The organism is Nocardia violaceofusca NBRC 14427, assembly GCF_963869435.1.
GTDB classification, from domain to species: domain Bacteria; phylum Actinomycetota; class Actinomycetes; order Mycobacteriales; family Mycobacteriaceae; genus Nocardia; species Nocardia aobensis.
On record NZ_CAWMPM010000014.1, the window covers coordinates 1 to 17,676 of the forward strand.

The following is a 17,676-nucleotide window of genomic DNA, read 5'->3' on the forward strand; positions in this document are numbered from 1 at the left end:
GATGGCGGCGGCGGGGGCGGCCGGCGCCGGGGCGGCCGCGGCGATGGGCTCGGCGGCAGCGGTGGGCTGGGTCTTCTCGGCGGCGGCGATCAACGTGGACGCCAGCGCGACCGGCTTCACATCGTCGCTCTTGTGGCCACCGGCGGAGGTGATGGCGGCGAAGGCGGCAAGGGCCAGGGTGGCTGATCCGGCGGTACGCGCGACCGCCTTGGCTCTACTGCTTGTCGTGGTCTTCGACATTCGATGTTCTTCCCTACTGTGCGTCGGCCTCGGTGGCCTGCGGCAGGCAGCACTGAACCAGGGCGGGCCCTGTGGACTCACCTCGCGTACTGCATGCTTTTTTCGGATGGCGATCCGGCTACTGACTCAGACTCGACGTCTGACAACCAACGAGGTCACAGGATGGTTGCGGTAGGTGAACGTAAACTTAACTCAAAATGAACAAGCGGTGCCGCTTCTCGCATTTCGCATCGATTGCCACTCGCTATATAGCGCTGACCTGGGGATCTCACAGTCTCGAGACAGTGCTGCGCATCACAGAAAAATAACGAGTGTCGTTGCAAGTCAGGGCGATTTGTCCGCTTTTTCGCCTGTTCGGCAACTGTTCGGTAACGATCGATAACGCTCGGTAACCGCTACCGAGACGCGCTCGATAGACAGGGTTTGCGGACTGATCGGATTCGCCCGCGAACACATGTCGCCGCGGCGACACGGTGAACGGCCGCAGATCGGCCACGGAAACGCCCGAAACGCGATCACCCGGCCGCGTGTACGCGGCCGGGTGATCGAGGGCGAGATGTGCTGTTGTGCGCCGAACGGGATCAGTGCGTGGGCAAACCCGATCCGCTGAGGAATCCGAGCAGATCGTGGCGGGTGATGACGCCGATCGGCTTACCGTCCTCGACGACCATCAGCGCGTCGGTGGATTCCAGCTCCTTCGTCGCCGCCGACACCGGCTCGCCGGATCCGATCAGCGGGAACGACGGGCTCATATGCTTCGACACCGGATCGGTCAGATGCGCCCGGCCCTCGAACACCGCCGACAGCAGATCGCGCTCGGTGACGCTGCCGGCCACCTCGCCGGCCATCACCGGCGGCTCGGCGCCGACCACCGGCATCTGGGACACGCCGTACTCGCGCAGGATCTCGATGGCGTCGCGGAGCGTCTCCTGCGGATGGGTGTGCACCAGATCCGGCAGCGCACCGGACTTGCCGCGCAGGACGTCACCGACCGTCGGCTCGGCGGTGCTGCCGTCGAGGCGACTCTGCAGGAAGCCGTAGGAGCTCATCCAGTTGTCGTTGAAGATCTTCGACAGATAACCGCGGCCGCCGTCGGGCAGGAGCACCACCACGACCGCCTCCGGATCGCGCTCGGCCACGCGCAGCGCGGCGACCACCGCCATACCGCAGGAGCCACCCACCAGCAGCCCCTCCTCGCGGGCGAGGCGGCGGGTCATCTCGAAGCTGTCGGCGTCGGAGACGGCGATGATCTCGTCCGGGACCGCGGGGTCGTAGGCCGAGGGCCAGAAGTCCTCGCCGACCCCCTCGACCAGGTACGGCCGGCCGGTGCCACCGGAATAGACCGACCCCTCCGGATCGGCGCCGACGACCTTGACCTTGCCGCCGGACACCTCCTTCAGATACCGGCCCGCACCCGTGATGGTGCCGCCGGTGCCCACACCGGCCACGAAATGGGTGACCTTGCCCTCGGTGTCGCGCCAGATCTCGGGACCGGTGGTCTCGTAGTGGCTGGCCGGACCGCCCGGGTTGGAGTACTGGTCGGGCTTCCACGCGCCCGGGATCTCACGGGTCAGCCGGTCCGAGACGCTGTAGTAGCTGTCCGGATGCTCCGGCGGGACCGCGGTCGGGCAGACGACCACCTCGGCACCGTAGGCACGCAACACGTTGCGCTTGTCCTCGCTGACCTTGTCCGGGCAGACGAAGACGCATTTGTAACCGCGCTGCTGGGCGACCAGGGCCAGACCCACTCCGGTGTTTCCGGAGGTCGGTTCCACGATGGTCCCGCCCGGCTTCAGCAATCCCTGCTCCTCGGCGGCGTCGATCATCCTGACCGCGATGCGGTCCTTCGAGCTGCCACCGGGGTTGAGATATTCGATCTTCGCGGCCACCACCCCGGAGTTCGGGCCCACCACAGAGTTCAACCGAACGAGCGGGGTATTTCCGATCAGGTCGACGACGTGGTTCGCGATACGCATAGCTACATCGTCGCAGAGCCGCGCGGGCGGCTTGCGTTTGGTACGTCGAGCGCTGCGTTTGATCCGGCGAGGACATGGCCGTGCGGTTACTATGCGGATCGTGAGGATGCCGAAGACCGCTCGCGCCGCCGCAGTGGTGAGCGCGACCGTCGGGGCCGTGACCGCCATCGCGTCCGCCTCGGCCAGCGCACAGACCGTCGAGTTCCCGCAAACGCCGAGTGTGTTCTACGGCGGATTGTGCGGGGGCAATATCCGGACCTGGGTGGATACCAGTCCCGATTGGCCGGGCCGGGCGGTGTTCAACGTCCAAGCCCTGGCGATCCAGGGGGTGGGCCCGGGACAGTATCCGCTGGCCCCGCTGTGCAACGTCGACACCACCGTCGCGTGGCGCAACACCAATACCGGTGCCGCCGGCGAGTACCGCCTGAACGTCGTCTCCGGGATCTACGGCAGCATCCTGTACGCGGAGTTCCAGAACACCGGGCCGGGTCATATCGAGGTCACGGTCACCACGAACAACCTCAGCATTCCCGCGCACGGCGCATTCGACGTTTCCTGACGCGCGCCGCCTCGTCCCTGGTCGGCGCGTCGCACGCACCGCATAATCGGTAGGACCGGACCGGGCGCGCCCCTCGTGGCCGCACCGGATTCGCGCCGCCGCGGGCACCGGGCCCGCCGCGGAAGGTCCGGTCGGTGGCAGCGTCGGAGTGAGACGGGAGGTTGGCGCGTGGCTTCCAGGACGTGGCGGACGGTCGCGGCGAGCGCGGCCGCCGCGGTGGCGGTCGGCTCCGGGGCGGGCACCGCGGGCTGGGCGACCTATCGCCTGCTGATGTCGCAGGCGCGCGCGGCGCGCACCGTGATCGGCCGCGACACCTCCAAGCCGCCGGAGGCCGACGGCGTGTACACCCGTGACTGTGTGGCTCCGGAACCGTGGCGCGCGGGCGTGCCGTTCGAGCTGCATCTGATGATCTTCGGCGATTCGACGGCCGCCGGAGTGGGCTGCGCCGATGCCGAGCAGGTGCCCGGCGTCCTGGTGGCCCGGGGTCTGGCCGATGCCACCGGATGGCGAATTCGGCTGAGCACCAAGGCGATTTCGGGCGCCACCTCGAAGGGCCTGGCCGGTCAGGTCGACGCCATGTTCATCGCCGGCCCGCCGCCGGACGCCGCGGTGATCCTGGTCGGCGCCAATGATGTCACCAAGAAACATTCGATCTGGCGTTCGGCGCAGCGGCTGCGGCACGCGGTCGGACGCCTGCGCGAGGCGGGCGCCGTCGTGGTGGTCGGCACCTGCCCGGATCTCGGCACCGTGGCCGCGATCCCGCAACCGTTGAGCACGGTCGTGCACCGCTGGAGCGCGCGGCTGGCCCGGGCCCAGGTCGGCGCGGTCCGTTCGGCCGGCGGCACGCCCGTGGCGATGGGCGATCTGCTCGGCCACGACTTCCGCAGCACCCCGGAGGTGCTCTTCTCCGCCGACGGGTTCCATCCCTCGCCCGCCGGATACGCGCTGGCGGCCCGGCACCTGCTCCCGGCACTGCTGCGTGAGCTCGATGAACGGGATCCATCCCGACCGGGTGTTCCGAGCCACACCGCGGCGACGTAGATTCGGGGTTGAATTGTCGTACCCCTGTACCGAAACGGTCGGCTGACCGATTCGGCGACCCCGATATAAGGAGTCCTCATGCCAGAGGCCGTCATCGTTTCGTTCGCCCGCTCCCCCATCGGCCGCGCAGGCAAGGGTTCGCTGGTGACCATGCGTCCCGACGACCTCGCCACCCAGATGGTCCGCGCCGCCCTGGACAAGGTTCCGGCGCTGAACCCCGCCGACATCGACGATCTGATGCTCGGCTGCGGACAGCCCGGCGGCGAGGCCGGATTCAATATGGCCAAGGTGGTCGCCACCCAGCTCGGCTATGACTTCCTGCCCGGCGTGACCCTGAACCGGTACTGCTCGTCGTCGCTGCAGACCACCCGGATGGCGCTGCACGCCATCAAGGCCGGTGAGGGCGATGTGTTCATCTCCGCCGGTGTCGAGACCGTGTCGCGGTTCCCGAAGGGCACCTCCGACGGCTGGCCGGACACCCACAACGAGAAGTTCGGCGAGGCCGAGGCCCGCACCGCCAAGCGCGCCGAAGGCGGCTCCGACGGCTGGGCCGACCCGCGCGAGGGCGGCGACCTGCCCGACATCTACATCGCGATGGGCCAGACCGCCGAGAACGTGGCGCAGTTCACCGGTATTTCGCGCGAGGACCAGGACCACTGGGGCGTGCGGTCGCAGAACCGCGCCGAGGAGGCCATCAAGGCCGGCTTCTTCGAGCGTGAGATCACCCCGGTGACGCTGCCCGACGGCACCGTCGTCTCCACCGACGACGGCCCACGCCCCGGCACCACCTACGAGAAGATCTCGCAGCTCAAGCCGGTCTTCCGCCCGGACGGCACCATCACCGCCGGTAACGCGTGCCCGCTCAACGACGGCGCCGCCGCGCTGGTCATCATGAGCGACACCAAGGCCAAGGAGCTGGGCCTGACCCCGCTGGCGCGCATCGTGTCCACCGGCGTGTCCGGTCTGTCGCCGGAGATCATGGGCCTGGGCCCGATCGAGGCCGTGCGGAAGGCGTTGAAGATCGCCGGCAAGACCATCGACGACATCGACCTCTACGAGATCAACGAGGCCTTCGCCGTGCAGGTGCTGGGCTCGGCTCGTGAGCTGAAGATGGATCTGGACAAGCTGAACGTCTCCGGCGGCGCCATCGCCCTCGGCCACCCGTTCGGCATGACCGGCGCCCGCATCACCGCCACCCTGATCAACAACCTGCAGACCCACGACAAGCAGTTCGGTCTGGAGACCATGTGTGTCGGCGGTGGCCAGGGCATGGCCATGGTCATCGAGCGCCTGAGTTAGTAGTACCGCAGTCGGCCGGTTCCGCACCGAGAGGTGGGGAGCCGGCCGATTCGCGTTGCGGGTTCGCACGCGTGTGCTCGTTACCCATCAGGTAATCGACTCCGCTACCCGGACGCGGAAATATCAATGGCGTCAACACCACTCGGTTCGAGGAGTTCGAGATGCCTGCCTACGCTGTGGCCCACTTGTACGACGTCGACATCAATGCGGAGATCGTCGAGTATCTGCGGCGCATCGACGGGACACTCGCGCCGTTCGGGGGGAAGTTCATCGTCCACGGTGGGCGGCAACTGGTGGCCGAGGGGCCCGCGGACGCGATCGCGATCGTCATCGAATTCCCGGATTACGCTGCGGCGCAAGCCTGGTACGCCTCGCCGGAGTATCTGGAGATCCTGCCGCTGCGACTGGACAATGCCGCCGGCGTCGCGATTCTGGCCGACCACTGCGGTGACGACCACGTCGCCACCGACGTGCTCCCGGCCGAACTGCTCGCGTGAATCCCGACCTCTCGTGACCCCGGCAACCCCGATCGGCCGGCCCGAAACACGAACGGGTGGCTGCCCGCGAGCAGCCACCCGTTCATCGTCGGTCCGGGAGCGGATCCCGGCAAGGATCAGTCGTTCTGCAGATAACTCAGCAGGCGCAGGATCTCCAGGTACAGCCAGACCAGGGTGACGGTCAGGCCCAAGGCGACGCCCCACGCGGCCCTCTCCGGCGCGCCGGCGCGGATCAGCTGGTCGGCGGCATCGAAGTCGAGCAGGAAGCTGAAGGCCGCGATCGCGATGCAGACCAGGCTGAAGATGATCGCCACGGTGCCGCCGTCGCGCAGGCCGAAGCCGCCGGGGGTGAAGAAGGCGGCGACCAGGTTGCCCAGCATCAGCACGATCACGCCGATCATGGCGCCGACGAGCATGCGGGTGAAGCGCGGGGTGACCCGGATGGCTCCGGTCTTGTAGACCACGAGCATGCCGAAGAACACACCGAAGGTGCCCAGGACGGCCTGGGCGATCAGACCGCCACCGCCGACGCCACCGAATTCCACATTGGTGAACATGAACGACAGCGCGCCGAGGAAGAAGCCTTCGGCGGCCGCGTAGCTCAGCACGATGGCCTTGTTGTCCTGCTTGCGGCCGAAGGTGGCGACCATGACCAGCACGAAGCCGACCAGACCACCGACGATCACGAACAGCGGGGCCAGCGCGTGGTTGGCCGCGGTGGCACCGTAGGCGACGATCGCGGCGAGGGTGACCACGCCGAGGGTGATGCCGGTCTTGGTGACGACATCGTCGATCGTCATCGGCCGGGTGGCCGGCGCCTGCTGATACGGCTGCTGGACACCGTACGGGCTCTGCTGTCCGTACTGCGCGAACTGCCCGGCGCCCGCTGCCGCCGAACCGAATCCCGCGTATCCACCGCCCTGTTGTTGCGGCAAATTTTTGAAGATCGGGTTACTTGTGGTGCGCAAGGTCCCGTGCCTTTCCGAAGTAGCGGTCCACGTCCGTCGTGTCCGTTCTGAGTATCCAACGATCCGCTCCGGGAGCAAGTTCCCGAACCGGACATCAAATCGGACATATCAGACTGTACTGCCCGTAATCTACTCCCGCCGGGCAGTGTGCAGGCCACACACGGACCGAGTCACGGTGAATTTGCGATTACGGCCGACCACGTCGGTCGTGCCGACCAAGCGGTCCATGACGCCGCGATAGTTGAGATGGCTGTTGTATACGGTCCACAGCTCGCCGCCCGGGCGCAGAACCCGCCCGGTTTCGGCGAACATCTTGATCGCCGAGCCGGTGTGCACGGCGGCGCCGACATGGAAAGGGGGGTTGCACAGCACCAGATCGGTGCTGTGGTCGCCCACCGCAGCCATCGCGTCGTCGCGGACCACGGTGACCCGGTCGCCGACCCCGTTCGCGGCAGCGGTGGCGCGGGCCGAGGCGACCGCGGCCGCGGACTGGTCGGTCCCGACCACGGTGATGTGCGGGCGCGCCTTGGCCAGGGCGGTGGCGAGTATGCCGGTGCCGCAACCGAGATCGATCGCCTCGCGCGCGTCGGGCTTCATCCGATCCAGGTGTTCGAGCAGGAAGCGGGTGCCGATGTCGAGCCGCGCCCCGGAGAACGCCGCTCCGTGCGCGACCACCCGCAGAGCGATGTCGTCGAGTTGCTCCCGCAGCGGAAACTGCGGTGGCCCCGGCATTTTCGGCCCGGTCGCCGTGATCGTCCGCGACTTCTGCCGGCCCCGGCTGGCCTGGACACCGGAAAAGTATTCCGCCAATACGTCGTTCATCGCCGGTGTCAGATACTTGTCGCGGCCGCCGGCGATCACGGTGACCTGTGGATCGGCGTACCGGGCGACGGTCTCGGCGATTTCGGCGAGACCGGACAGCATGCGAGGTAATCGCAACAGGACGACGGTGACCCCGTCGAGCAGATCCGGCCCCAGATCGTGCGCGGTGTAGCGATCGGCCAGATCGATGGCGCGGGCATTGTTGGCCAGCGCCTGCTCACCGGTCAGCAGATCCTGGTGCACCCGGATATCGAGCAGGTCGTGGGCGGCGGCCGCGCCGAGAGTCAGTGCGCCGTAACAGTCGTCGATCACCGCGACCCGGCCCGGGCCGGCCGCCGCGAGCAGTTCCGCGGCGGTATCGAGGATCAGGCGATCGGCGGCATCGACGGCGTAGAGGTTCACTGCTTCCACATCCGGATAGCGCCGCAATCGGCTCAGTATGTCGTCGACCTCCAGCATTCCTACAGTGTGCTAGACCGTTGCCGTGTCGTCACCACGACCCCTGGCGCCCGACGGCATACCATCGGCCCCATGCGTAACAGGCTGGCATTGACGGTGGTTGCCGGACTCCTACTGCTGGCGGGTTGCTCGGACGGCGGCTCGAATCAGACCGGCCGAACGCCGATGCCGCCCGCGACCGGCGCCGTCACGGCGACGCCCGAGCCGAGCCAGGCGCCGCCCTCGGGCACCTCACCGCAGCAGGCCACCCCGGCCACCGACACCCGGCTCACCGTGACCGATGTGCGTATCGGCCACCACGACGGTTTCGACCGGGTGGTGTACGAGTTCGGCGGCACCGGCGGGGCGCCCGGGTGGACTGTGCGCTACACCGACCGCGCGGTGCAGAACGGCAGCGGCCGGGAACTGCAGATCGCCGGCGCCTCCATTCTCGAGGTCCAGATCCTGGGCACCGCGTACCCGTGGGACAGCGGGGTGACGCCCTACAGCGGTCCGGACCCGGTCACCGATCCGAGCGCGCCGAATATCGCCGGCGTCTACGGCGCCCAGGATTACGAGGGCACGACGCAATCGTTCATCGGCGTGAACGCGGACCGGCCGCCGTTCTCGGTGACCGCGCTGGACCGGCCCGTACGGCTGGTGATCGACATCGCCACCGGGTGATCGTCGCCACCCATACCGCCCGGGGGTAAGTGAACGGTGCGTAGACTGGGGCCGTGCTCGCAGTGGGTCGCCTCCGTCGCGTGCCCGGACTCGTCCGGGTGCTCGGTGTGCTGACCCTGCTGATCGGCGTCGCAGTCATGCACGCGGTGGTCTTCTCCACCGGGCACGCGATGGCCGCCGAACCGGCCGTATCGCCTGCCGCCGTCGCACCGGCGATGACGGGCCCAGCACCGATTGCGCTTGCCACACAGAGTATTTCGCCAAACCGTCACGGCAACCATTCCGTACCGGGCACCGTGCCCGCCGGGGCGATCACGGACCGATCGATGGCCGCGCCCATGCGGCCCACCCCCGCGGTAGCCGACGGCTCCGACTGCGACGGCTGCACCACCCACGCCGGTATGCACGCCTGTGTCTTCGTGCTGGTGACCCTGGCGCTGGCCCTCGGTCTGGCGGTGATCGCCTGGCTCGGCGCCGATCGGATTCTCGGCGCCGGGCACCTCGCGCGCGCCGGCCTGCGCCGGCGCACCCGGCCACCTCCGTGGACCGTGCTCTCCCTGGCCGACTTGGCGATTCTGCGGATCTGACCGGCCCGCCCCGACCGGTCATCGCCCATCGCAATTCCCCAGGAGCACATTCATGTTCACTTCTCGTATCCGCATGCTGTCGACCGCCGCCCTCGCCGCTGCCGCCCTGATCGTCGCCGGTTGCGGCAGCGACGACTCCGGCAGTTCGAACACCTCCGCACCGGCCTCGTCGTCACACTCGCCGATGGCCGATATGCCCGGGATGAATCACACCGGCGCACCGTCCACCGCGACCCGCACCGATTACAACGACGCCGACGTCAGCTTCCTGACCATGATGTACCCGCATCACGCGCAGGCGGTGGAGATGGCGAAGCTGGTACCCGGCCGGTCGCAGAATCAGGAATTGATCACCCTCGCCGCGAACGTGGAGAAGGCACAGGCCCCGGAGATGGAGCAGTTCGCCGCGCTGCTGCACAGTTTCGGCAAGCCCGCGCCGCAGGCGACGATGAACCATCCGATGGACGGCGTGATGACGCCGGAGCAGATGACACAGCTGCGCGACGCGTCCGGCGCCGACTTCGACCGGATGTGGCTGCAGATGATGATCGCGCACCATCAGGGCGCGGTCGATATGGCGAATACCGAGATCGCCGACGGCACGAACGCCGACGCGAAGGCGCTGGCGCACAACATTCTCACCGCGCAGCAGGCCGAGATTCAGCAGATGCGCGGGATGCTCGGGCAGAACTGATCGCCCGCGGTCGCACCGTTGCGTTCGCGCTCGCACGGTGTCGACCGCGGCTCGCGGACGAGCCCGGAAACCACACGCAGGCGGGTGTGCCGGATATCCGGCACCCCCGCGCGGGTGGGTCGGTCAGCTCCCGAGGACGGCGTTCATGATGGTGCCCGCACTGGTCGCGACACCACCACCGATCATCGCGCCGGCCACCATCTTCGGCGACTCCAGCGCGCCGCCGCTCCACTTCTCCCAGGCGAAGCGGCCGCCGCCGTAGGTGATGGCGGTGACGCCGGACAGCAGGACGAACCAGGTGAAGTAGCGGACCAGCTTCAGCAGTTTGTCCGCGGCCGGCGGAGTTTCCGGCGTGGGGTTGCCGACCTGAGCCAGCACGGTGGTGTACATATCGTGTACGGCGAGAACCATGCTCACGTTCGTTGTCCTCTCGGATGCTGAGGTGATGCCGGTACGGCGGTGATGCCGGTTGGAGCGCAGAGCATGCAGTGACAACTCGTCAAACAGAACCAATTGAACCGCACCGGCGCCTCGCCCGCAGCCGGACACACCGCATTCGCGAAAGCCGCCACTACCTGCGGTTCCAGGTCAACTGACCGGTCCGCCGACGATCATGCGCGCGAGCGGCCGCTCTCGGCGATCGAAGCGCGGCGGGAGCGCACCGCCACCGCATCGACACTTTCGCCGATGTCTCTCGGCGGCGCACCCCGGATTCGGCGTCCGGTCAGCAGCCGAACGCTCAGCGCGGCCAGCCGGCGGTGCCCCGCGAGCGCGCGCCGGGTCCCCGCCACCGACCACACCGTGCGTGTCCCGGGAGTCGTCGGCCGTCCGGCGAACCGGTCGGCGAGCCAGTCGACCATCACCGGGATGGCCAGGAATTCCAGCGGCAGATGTGCGCTGAGCCGATCGCGCAGATAGCCGATATCCGCTCCGGCCGCTTCGTAGCGCCGTACGAGAGCGTCCACGTCGTCGACGGCGATCACCTCGTCGTGGACGCCCTGCACGATCAGCATCGGCATGCGTGGCGCCCGGCGACCGGGCAGGATGTCGGCGAGTACCGCACGCAATTCGGCGGTGTCCAGCAGGCCGGGCAGTCCGCCCGCGGCGTAGCGCCCGACATCGCGGCGGGCGAGCCGGGCGAGCAGCGGAAAGGTCGCCGACACTTCGGCTTCGGCGAGCATCGCCAGATAGCGGGGCTGCAGGGTCGCCCGCAGTGCGGTATCCAGATCCGGATAGCCGCGACGCAGCCCCGCGGTGAAGACCATGGCGAATCCGGCGAACACCGTGCCGTTCAGGCGCTCGAACGCCGCACCGGGATCGCCCACCGGCGAGCCCGCCACGGCGCCGACGATATTCAGTTCGGGCGCATGGGTTTCCGCGAGTTCGGCAGCCCAGGCGGTGGCCAGGCCACCGCCGGAGTACCCCCACAGGGCGATCGAGGTGCGCGAATTCAAGCCCAGCGGAACGAAATTCAGCGCCGCCCGGATGCCGTCGAGCGCGCGGTGGCCCGGCTCTCGCGCCACCCCGAATCTGCCTTCACTACCACCATGGTCGGGCACCGACACCACCCAGCCCCGATCCAGCGCCGCCGCGATCAACGGCAGTTCGAGTTGCGGGATCGCGCCGATCGCCCGGGCGCCGCGCCGCAGCGCGTAGGACGGAAAGCACTGCGGTGCAACGGCATCGATCGCGCAGTGAAAGGAGACCAGCGGCCGCCCGGGCGCGCAGTCCCGAGGCAGCAACACCGTGGTGACCGCCGCCTCGGCCCTACCGTTCAGATCGCTGGTGCGATAGAGCAGCTGCCAGGCCGAAATCCGCAGCGGGACAACACCGAAGGCCGCCAGCTCCACGACCCGGCTGCGCAGGATGGCGCCCGCCGGCTTCGCTTCGAAGCCTTCCGGCGCTCGATGGAAGGGATCGACGTCCGGCCGCGGCGGCAGCGGCCGACGGCCGCTCACAGTCCGCCTCCGCCGCCGACGAGCCACGGGTTGAAGCTGCAGCTCAGCGTCGGCTTCCGCTGCGGATCGAGCGCGTGCAGCGCGATCGAGAGCGCCCGCGGGGAATACATCATCGTCAGGTGATCGGACAGGTCCTGCTCGCAGCCGTCCTGCAGGGTGATGTCGTTCACCGTGGCATCCGGCCCGGCCCGCAGATACGCCAGCTCCACCGGATTCATCACCTCGTCGTAGCGGGAGGCCACCACGGTGTACGCCACGCCGGGCACCGTGTCGCCGGCGACGTTGAGCTGGTTCAGAAACGGGGAGCCGACGGCCTGCTGAATATTCGCCGGGCCGATCAGCGGACGGTAGAAACCGAGGATATCGATACCCAGATTCGTGATGATCCGGCCCAGCGTCGCCATGCCCAGCAATGTCGTTCCGTGGTGGGTGCCGCCGAAACTGACCAGCTGTCCGACCTTTTCGGCGCCGCCGCCGAATTTCAGATATTGATCGGCTACCGGCGCTCCCTGGGAATGCGCGACGATGTCGACGCGATCGGAATGTGTGGTAGCCCGTACCCGGTCGACGAAGGCCGCCAGTTGCCGCGCCGAATCCTCGATCGGCCCGACCGCATAACGGCCGGGAAGTACCGCGCCGAGACCACCGCCGTCGAGCAGACCGGACCGTCCGTAATTGAAAGCGAAAACACAAAAGCCCGCCCGCGCGAGTTTCGGCGCCATATAGGCGAAACTGTCGTAGGCGTTGAGCCAGGTTCCGTGCACCAGCACGATCGGCTTCGGATGGTCGGCGCTCGGCACACAATCCCAGCGGTTCGTGCCCGGCGGGGCGGCATCCGGATGGGTCAGGCCGTAACCGAATGCGCCCAGGTAGGAGGTCATTTCGGGTCCTTCGCCCACCGCGTCGCTGGCGTGGCTGGCGGCCCGGCCGCCGGAACCGGAACTGCTGCCGGTGTCCAGAACCGGCTGCGGCACAGCGCCGTCCGCGGAATGCAGTCCCGCGGCGATCAGTTCGGCCAGCTGTGTTTCCGGGGTGTCGGGCGGCGATGCGGTCGCTGTTCCGGAGCCGATGACGGCCGCGCAGATCAGGACGGCGAGCGCCGGGATTCGATGACGAAGCTTCATTGCAACCTTCCCTACCGGCACGCCGACAAACGTTTTCGGCGGCCGCATTCAGCGTCATCGGCAGGGGCGGGAAAGTCACTGCACTCGCATACACAGATCCGGTGGCGGGATTTGTCGCCGGAAACGAATTCCGGTCGCGACGCCGCGACCTCTTGCCGATGCTCATGTGGCCCGCGACAATCGGCGCATGCCGGTTGCCGTGAATTCCGCACCCTCGAGTCTCGCCGCGCGCATTCTCGAACGCCTGCCGCAGTTCGCCGAACGTGTCCTGGCCTCCGGTCTGGGTACCTCCGCATCGGCCGTCGATCTGCCCGCGGACCATTTCGTCGAGGTGCTTCCGGCCATCTACGGATGTGCGCACGCCTTCCTGCACGCCATGGCGCAGCGGCGGGAATTCACCCGCGCCGAGATCGCGGCCTTCGTGCAGCCGGTGATCGAGCGGCATGCGGAGGACCGGCTGCCGCTGCCGCTGCTGATGGAGGCGGTCCACCACTCCGCCCAGCAGGTTCTGCAGGAGGCGGTGGCGGTGAGCGGGCCCGCGGATGTCGACCAGCTGATCGAGTTCGGTTCGCGCACACTCGAATTGCTCATGCACATCAATCTGATCACGGTCGAGGGGTACGCGGCGGTCGAGCACTCGATCTACCATCCGGAACGGGAGGCCAGGCGCGCCCTGTGCGCGGCGCTGGTGGGCGGGCAGGCCGCCGAGGAGCAGGCCGCACGCGCCGATACCGCTCTGGCCGAACGGTATTCGGTTCTCGCCGTCCAGGTACGCACCGATCCGCAACCGGCCGCGGCCGCGAATCTGGTGGTCCGTCGCCGCATTCGCATCCTGCAGCGCGTTCTGGACCGGGTAGCGGGGCCGACCGCGCTGCACACCTTCGACGGCGAGACCGCGGTCGTGCTGCTCCCCGGCGTCCTGGGATGGCCGGAGAGCGCCGGCGCGGAGTTGGCCACCGAACTCGCCGAACAGTTCGGCGCCGATGTGGTCGTCGCCGAAACCCCTGGCACCAGGCGCGAAGCCGTGCCGGAGGCAGCGCACCAGGCCGCGGAGGTGGCGCAACTGGCACACCTGTGCGGGCGGCCGACCGGTGTGTACCGGCTCGACGACCTGCTGCTGGAGTATCAGCTCACGCGGCCCGGCGTGGCCCGTGACCGGCTGGCCGAGCGGATCGAACCGCTGCGCCAGGCACCGCATCTCATGGAGACGCTCGACGCCCATCTGCGCCACGGCTCCGATCGCAAGGCGGCCGCCGCCGAAATTCACGTCCACCCCAACACGTTCAGTTATCGACTGCGCCGCATCGGCGAACTGACCGGCGCCGACCCGAGCGATCCGAACGGATCACGATTGCTGTCCGCGGCGCTGGTCGCCCATCGATTGCGTCCGGCGCCCGGCCGGCCGATCACATCCTGAGCAGTGAGAAGGTAGTACGACGATGAACGCCCGCCCCCGCCACGACGTCCGGGTGCTCTCCCGCCAACTGGTCGGGCATTTCGCCGAACACGTGGCGCCGTGCTCGACGTTGCCCGGTGACGCCCTGCACGGCGACATCACCGCGGTGACCAGGGTCTGCCTGGAACTGACCGTGGACATCCTCGAGGGCCGCGAACCGGACGAGAAGGTCGGGCGCCTGCAGCGCGCGGCCGCGAACTGGGCACGCGAGGGTATCCCGATCGACACCGTGCACCACGCGGTGCACGAGGGCTTCCGGCTGGCCTTCGATCTGCTGCTCACCCAGACCGATCCGAAGCAGCGGCCCGAGAATCCGGCGCAGCTGCTGTTGCGGATTCTCGACACCATCACTCCGGCGGTAGCGCTCGCCTATGTGCGCGAACATCAGGCCGCGGTCACCGAACACCACACCGCGGTGCATACGCTGGTCTCGGCACTGCTGGCCGGGCACCCCACCTCGACCATGGCCCGCGCGAGCGGGATCGAGATCGAACCGGCGTATGTCGTGGTGGCGATGAGCATTCCGCCGCATCCCGACGAATCCCATCCGAACGTGGACGGGAAAGTGGTGGCGCGCCGCAAACTGCGCCGGTTGCAGACCGCCCTGGCCAATCGCAGTGGTGGACGGGTGCTGTCGTTGCTGAGCGTGGACGGCGGCACGATCCTCGTCCCGGAGGCGATGTTCGGCGAGCACGAACTCGACGAGCTGATCGCCGAACTGTCCGAGGCGGCCCAGGTCGGGCTCACCGCCACCGCGCTCGCGACGCCCACCGAGCAGATCTCCGCGGCCGCCGACCGCGTGCACGAACTGCTCGACACGGTGCTGCGGCTGGCGGGCCCGCCCGGGCTGTACCGGTTCGCCGACCTGGCGATGGAATACCAATTGACCCGTCCCGGACCGGGTTTGGAACGCCTGGGCACACTGCTGGATCCGCTCGACGACCATCCGGATCTGCTCGAGACGCTGCGGCGGCATATGGCCACCGGACTCTCCCGCCGCCGCACCGCCCGGCAGCTGCAGGTGCACACCAACACCGTCGACTATCGGCTCAAACGGATCGGACAGCTCACCGGGCTGGACCCTTCGCAACCGAGCGGCCTCTGGTATCTGCGGGCCGCGCTGGTGGCGCGCACCTATCGGGACGCCGAGGGACCGCCGGTGACCGAGGTCGCGGATCATTCGCCGCGACGGTATGGGCAAAACGTTTGCTAGGAGGTAGCCTCTGACGCGATGGCTACCACTGCGCAACTGCGGGCCGCGCTGGCGGTACTGCACGCCGATACCGACGAAGCCGCCGAGCAGGCCCGCATTTCGGAAATGTCCGGAACCGATTCGGCCGCGGTCGAACACGCCCTGCTCGCCGGTTTGCTGTACCGCATGATGGGCGATGATCTGCGGCACTCCCTGACCGGGGCCCCCGACCTCACCGCACTCGAGGAACGGGCCCGCGCCGCCGGGCCGGGTACCGTCACCGACGCCACCGACGATCCCGAACACCGCGAAGAGCACTGTGCGCAAGCGCATTTCGAGGCGTATTGGCTCGCCCATCGGATCGCCGGCCTGCATTTCACCACCGTGCCCTCGGCCCCGGCGCTGCAGGCGGCCGCACACACCGCGGAGGCCACCCGCACGCTGCTGCGCATCCATCGCGATCTGCTGCGCGCGCCGGACGCCGGTCACCCGGCCTGGGAGGTGGTGATCGATCAGCTCGATCGAGCCCGCGAGCTGGCCCTGGCGGCGTTCACCGGTGGCCGGCCCTCCGATCCTCAGCCCCCGGGCACTCAGCCTTCCGACGCGTGGCCCCCGGACGCCGGCGCGGGAGTGTCGGAGACCGGTCGCGACCGCAGCACCGAATGCCGCACACCGTAGGTGAAGTAGACGACCAACCCGATCGCCATCCAGATCACGAATCGCAACCAGGTCTCCACCGACAGGTTCAGCATCAGCCACAGGCACGCCAGCACGGCGAGGATCGGAATCAGCGGCACCAGCGGCACCCGGAATCCGCGCGGCAGTTCGGGACGGGTGCGGCGCAGGATGATCACACCGACCGACACCAGTACGAAGGCGAACAGCGTGCCGATGTTCACCATTTCCTCGAGCGTGCCGAACTGCACGAATCCGGCCAGTACGGCACAGACCGAGCCGACGCCGATGGTGAGCGTAGCCGGAGTGCCGAAGCGACCGGTCCGGGCCAGGCGACGCGGGAGCAGGCCATCGCGCGACATCGCGAACAACACGCGGGTCTGGCCCAGGTACAGCACCATCACCACGGTGGTCAGACCGGCCAGCGCGCCGACGGAGATGACGTTCTTGGCCCAGGTGACCCCGTGCAGTTTGAACGCGGTGGCGAGGGTGGCGTCGTTGCCGGCGAGCTCGGTGTAGGGCACCATGCCGGTCAGCACCAGCGTCACGGCCACATACAGGATGGTGCAGATCAACAGCGAGCCCAGGATTCCGCGCGGCACGTTGCGCTGTGGATTCTTCGTCTCCTCCGCGGTGGTGGCCACGACATCGAATCCGATGAACGCGAAGAACACCAGGCTGGCCGCGGCCAGCAGTCCGTACCAGCCGAAGTTGCTGTCACCGGCGCCGGTCAGCCATTGGAACAGCGTCTGGTGCAGGCCCTCCCCGGTACTGCTGGGCTGCGACGGCGGAATGTAGGGCTTCAGATTGGACGGCTTGAAATAGGTCAGCCCCACCACGATCACCACGGCGATCACCGACAGTTTGATCGCGACCGCGATCGCCGACACCCGCGAGGACACCTTGGTGCCGATCACGAGCAGCACCATCAGGATGACGATCAACAGGGCCGCGCCCCAATCGAATGCGACCGACCCGAAATGCACGATCGGCGAACGCGATCCCATCACCTCGCCCAGGTATTGCGACCAGCCCTTGGCGACAACCGATGCGGCGAGGGCGAATTCGAGGATCAGGTCCCAGCCGATGATCCACGCCACCAACTCGCCGAAGGTGGCGTAGGAGAAGGTATAGGCGCTGCCGGCGACCGGAACGGTGGAGGCGAATTCGGCGTAGCACAGCGCGGTGAGACCGCAGGCGATGGCGGCGAAGACGAAGGCCAGTGAGACCGACGGCCCCGCCACGTTGCCGGCCGTGCGAGCGGTCAGCGTGAAGATGCCCGCACCGACCACGACGGCGACGCCGAAGACGGTGAGATCCCAGGCGGTCAGATCCTTGCGGAGTTTGGAATCGGGTTCATCGGTATCCCGGATCGATTGTTCGACCGATTTGGTTCGTAGCAGTCCACCCCACCGGGGGTTCGGCACCGATCCGGCCGTGTCCTGCGTTGGCGTCGGCTCAGCCAC

General features: G+C 68.2%; 17 protein-coding genes and 1 pseudogene. 10 read left to right on the plus strand and 8 right to left on the minus strand.

Going from position 1 to position 17,676, the window contains the following annotated elements; translation table 11 throughout:
* Positions 1 to 240, minus strand: a pseudogene (locus tag AC5592_RS13725) (transglycosylase SLT domain-containing protein); the annotation flags it as partial.
* A gap of 581 nt (positions 241 to 821) precedes the next feature.
* Positions 822 to 2,216 (minus strand): cystathionine beta-synthase, encoded by a 1,395-nt coding sequence (locus AC5592_RS13730; protein WP_036505091.1) that lies wholly within the window; start codon positions 2,214 to 2,216, stop codon positions 822 to 824.
* A gap of 106 nt (positions 2,217 to 2,322) precedes the next feature.
* Here AC5592_RS13730 and AC5592_RS13735 point away from each other — a divergent pair, with 106 nt between their 5' ends.
* The 4 genes from AC5592_RS13735 to AC5592_RS13750 all read left to right on the plus strand — a co-directional run bounded on the left by AC5592_RS13735 (position 2,323) and on the right by AC5592_RS13750 (position 5,612).
* Positions 2,323 to 2,775 carry a hypothetical protein gene (locus AC5592_RS13735; protein WP_232329356.1) on the plus strand — a complete coding sequence of 151 codons (453 nt, stop codon included), beginning with the start codon at positions 2,323 to 2,325 and terminating at the stop codon, positions 2,773 to 2,775.
* A gap of 168 nt (positions 2,776 to 2,943) precedes the next feature.
* Positions 2,944 to 3,816 carry an SGNH/GDSL hydrolase family protein gene (locus tag AC5592_RS13740; RefSeq protein ID WP_063064409.1) on the plus strand — a complete coding sequence of 291 codons (873 nt, stop codon included), beginning with the start codon at positions 2,944 to 2,946 and terminating at the stop codon, positions 3,814 to 3,816.
* Between the two features lie 78 nt (positions 3,817 to 3,894).
* On the plus strand, positions 3,895 to 5,115 hold the full coding sequence (locus AC5592_RS13745) for an acetyl-CoA C-acetyltransferase (RefSeq protein ID WP_036505095.1): 1,221 nt from the start codon (positions 3,895 to 3,897) through the stop codon (positions 5,113 to 5,115).
* A 161-nt stretch (positions 5,116 to 5,276) separates the two neighbouring features.
* Complete coding sequence (locus AC5592_RS13750) at positions 5,277 to 5,612, plus strand: DUF1330 domain-containing protein (protein WP_063064410.1); 336 nt, start codon at positions 5,277 to 5,279, stop codon at positions 5,610 to 5,612.
* 116 nt (positions 5,613 to 5,728) lie between these two features.
* On the opposite strand, the gene AC5592_RS13755 is transcribed toward AC5592_RS13750, so the two are convergent.
* Together AC5592_RS13755 and AC5592_RS13760 are read right to left on the minus strand one after the other, a co-directional pair.
* On the minus strand, positions 5,729 to 6,580 hold the full coding sequence (locus tag AC5592_RS13755; protein WP_063064411.1) for a Bax inhibitor-1/YccA family protein: 852 nt from the start codon (positions 6,578 to 6,580) through the stop codon (positions 5,729 to 5,731).
* A 129-nt stretch (positions 6,581 to 6,709) separates the two neighbouring features.
* A complete protein-coding gene (locus AC5592_RS13760; RefSeq protein WP_036505101.1) occupies positions 6,710 to 7,861 on the minus strand; it encodes a class I SAM-dependent methyltransferase in 1,152 nt (383 codons plus the stop codon).
* Between the two features lie 72 nt (positions 7,862 to 7,933).
* Between AC5592_RS13760 and AC5592_RS13765 the strand changes: the two genes are divergently transcribed.
* From AC5592_RS13765 to AC5592_RS13775, 3 genes are read left to right on the plus strand one after another with little or no spacing between them, the layout of a single operon-like run.
* Complete coding sequence (locus tag AC5592_RS13765; protein WP_036505104.1) at positions 7,934 to 8,524, plus strand: AMIN-like domain-containing (lipo)protein; 591 nt, start codon at positions 7,934 to 7,936, stop codon at positions 8,522 to 8,524.
* A 53-nt stretch (positions 8,525 to 8,577) separates the two neighbouring features.
* Positions 8,578 to 9,111: a DUF6153 family protein gene (locus AC5592_RS13770; protein ID WP_157121840.1), complete on the plus strand. Its 534-nt coding sequence runs from the start codon at positions 8,578 to 8,580 to the stop codon at positions 9,109 to 9,111.
* Positions 9,112 to 9,163: 52 nt separating this feature from the next.
* Positions 9,164 to 9,805, plus strand: coding sequence for a DUF305 domain-containing protein (locus tag AC5592_RS13775; RefSeq protein ID WP_063064413.1), 642 nt, complete (start codon positions 9,164 to 9,166; stop codon positions 9,803 to 9,805).
* Between the two features lie 123 nt (positions 9,806 to 9,928).
* On the opposite strand, the gene AC5592_RS13780 is transcribed toward AC5592_RS13775, so the two are convergent.
* The 3 genes from AC5592_RS13780 to AC5592_RS13790 all read right to left on the minus strand — a co-directional run bounded on the left by AC5592_RS13780 (position 9,929) and on the right by AC5592_RS13790 (position 12,887).
* Positions 9,929 to 10,216: a hypothetical protein gene (locus AC5592_RS13780; RefSeq protein WP_036505109.1), complete on the minus strand. Its 288-nt coding sequence runs from the start codon at positions 10,214 to 10,216 to the stop codon at positions 9,929 to 9,931.
* Positions 10,217 to 10,416: 200 nt separating this feature from the next.
* Positions 10,417 to 11,763, minus strand: a complete 1,347-nt coding sequence (locus tag AC5592_RS13785) for a lipase family protein (protein WP_063920306.1) — start codon at positions 11,761 to 11,763, stop codon at positions 10,417 to 10,419.
* Positions 11,760 to 12,887: an esterase/lipase family protein gene (locus AC5592_RS13790; RefSeq protein ID WP_063064414.1), complete on the minus strand. Its 1,128-nt coding sequence runs from the start codon at positions 12,885 to 12,887 to the stop codon at positions 11,760 to 11,762. The genes AC5592_RS13785 and AC5592_RS13790 overlap by 4 nt, the downstream gene beginning before the upstream one ends.
* Positions 12,888 to 13,074: 187 nt before the next feature.
* Here AC5592_RS13790 and AC5592_RS13795 point away from each other — a divergent pair, with 187 nt between their 5' ends.
* From AC5592_RS13795 to AC5592_RS13805, 3 genes are read left to right on the plus strand one after another with little or no spacing between them, the layout of a single operon-like run.
* Positions 13,075 to 14,304, plus strand: a complete 1,230-nt coding sequence (locus tag AC5592_RS13795; protein WP_063064518.1) for a PucR family transcriptional regulator — start codon at positions 13,075 to 13,077, stop codon at positions 14,302 to 14,304.
* 22 nt (positions 14,305 to 14,326) lie between these two features.
* A complete protein-coding gene (locus AC5592_RS13800; protein ID WP_051024984.1) occupies positions 14,327 to 15,556 on the plus strand; it encodes a PucR family transcriptional regulator in 1,230 nt (409 codons plus the stop codon).
* A gap of 18 nt (positions 15,557 to 15,574) precedes the next feature.
* Positions 15,575 to 16,213 carry a hypothetical protein gene (locus AC5592_RS13805; protein ID WP_063064415.1) on the plus strand — a complete coding sequence of 213 codons (639 nt, stop codon included), beginning with the start codon at positions 15,575 to 15,577 and terminating at the stop codon, positions 16,211 to 16,213.
* Here the strand turns inward: AC5592_RS13805 and AC5592_RS13810 are convergent.
* On the minus strand, positions 16,126 to 17,637 hold the full coding sequence (locus AC5592_RS13810; RefSeq protein ID WP_063064416.1) for an amino acid permease: 1,512 nt from the start codon (positions 17,635 to 17,637) through the stop codon (positions 16,126 to 16,128). The two genes, AC5592_RS13805 and AC5592_RS13810, sit on opposite strands and share 88 nt — an antisense overlap.
* Positions 17,638 to 17,676: the final 39 nt, after the last annotated feature.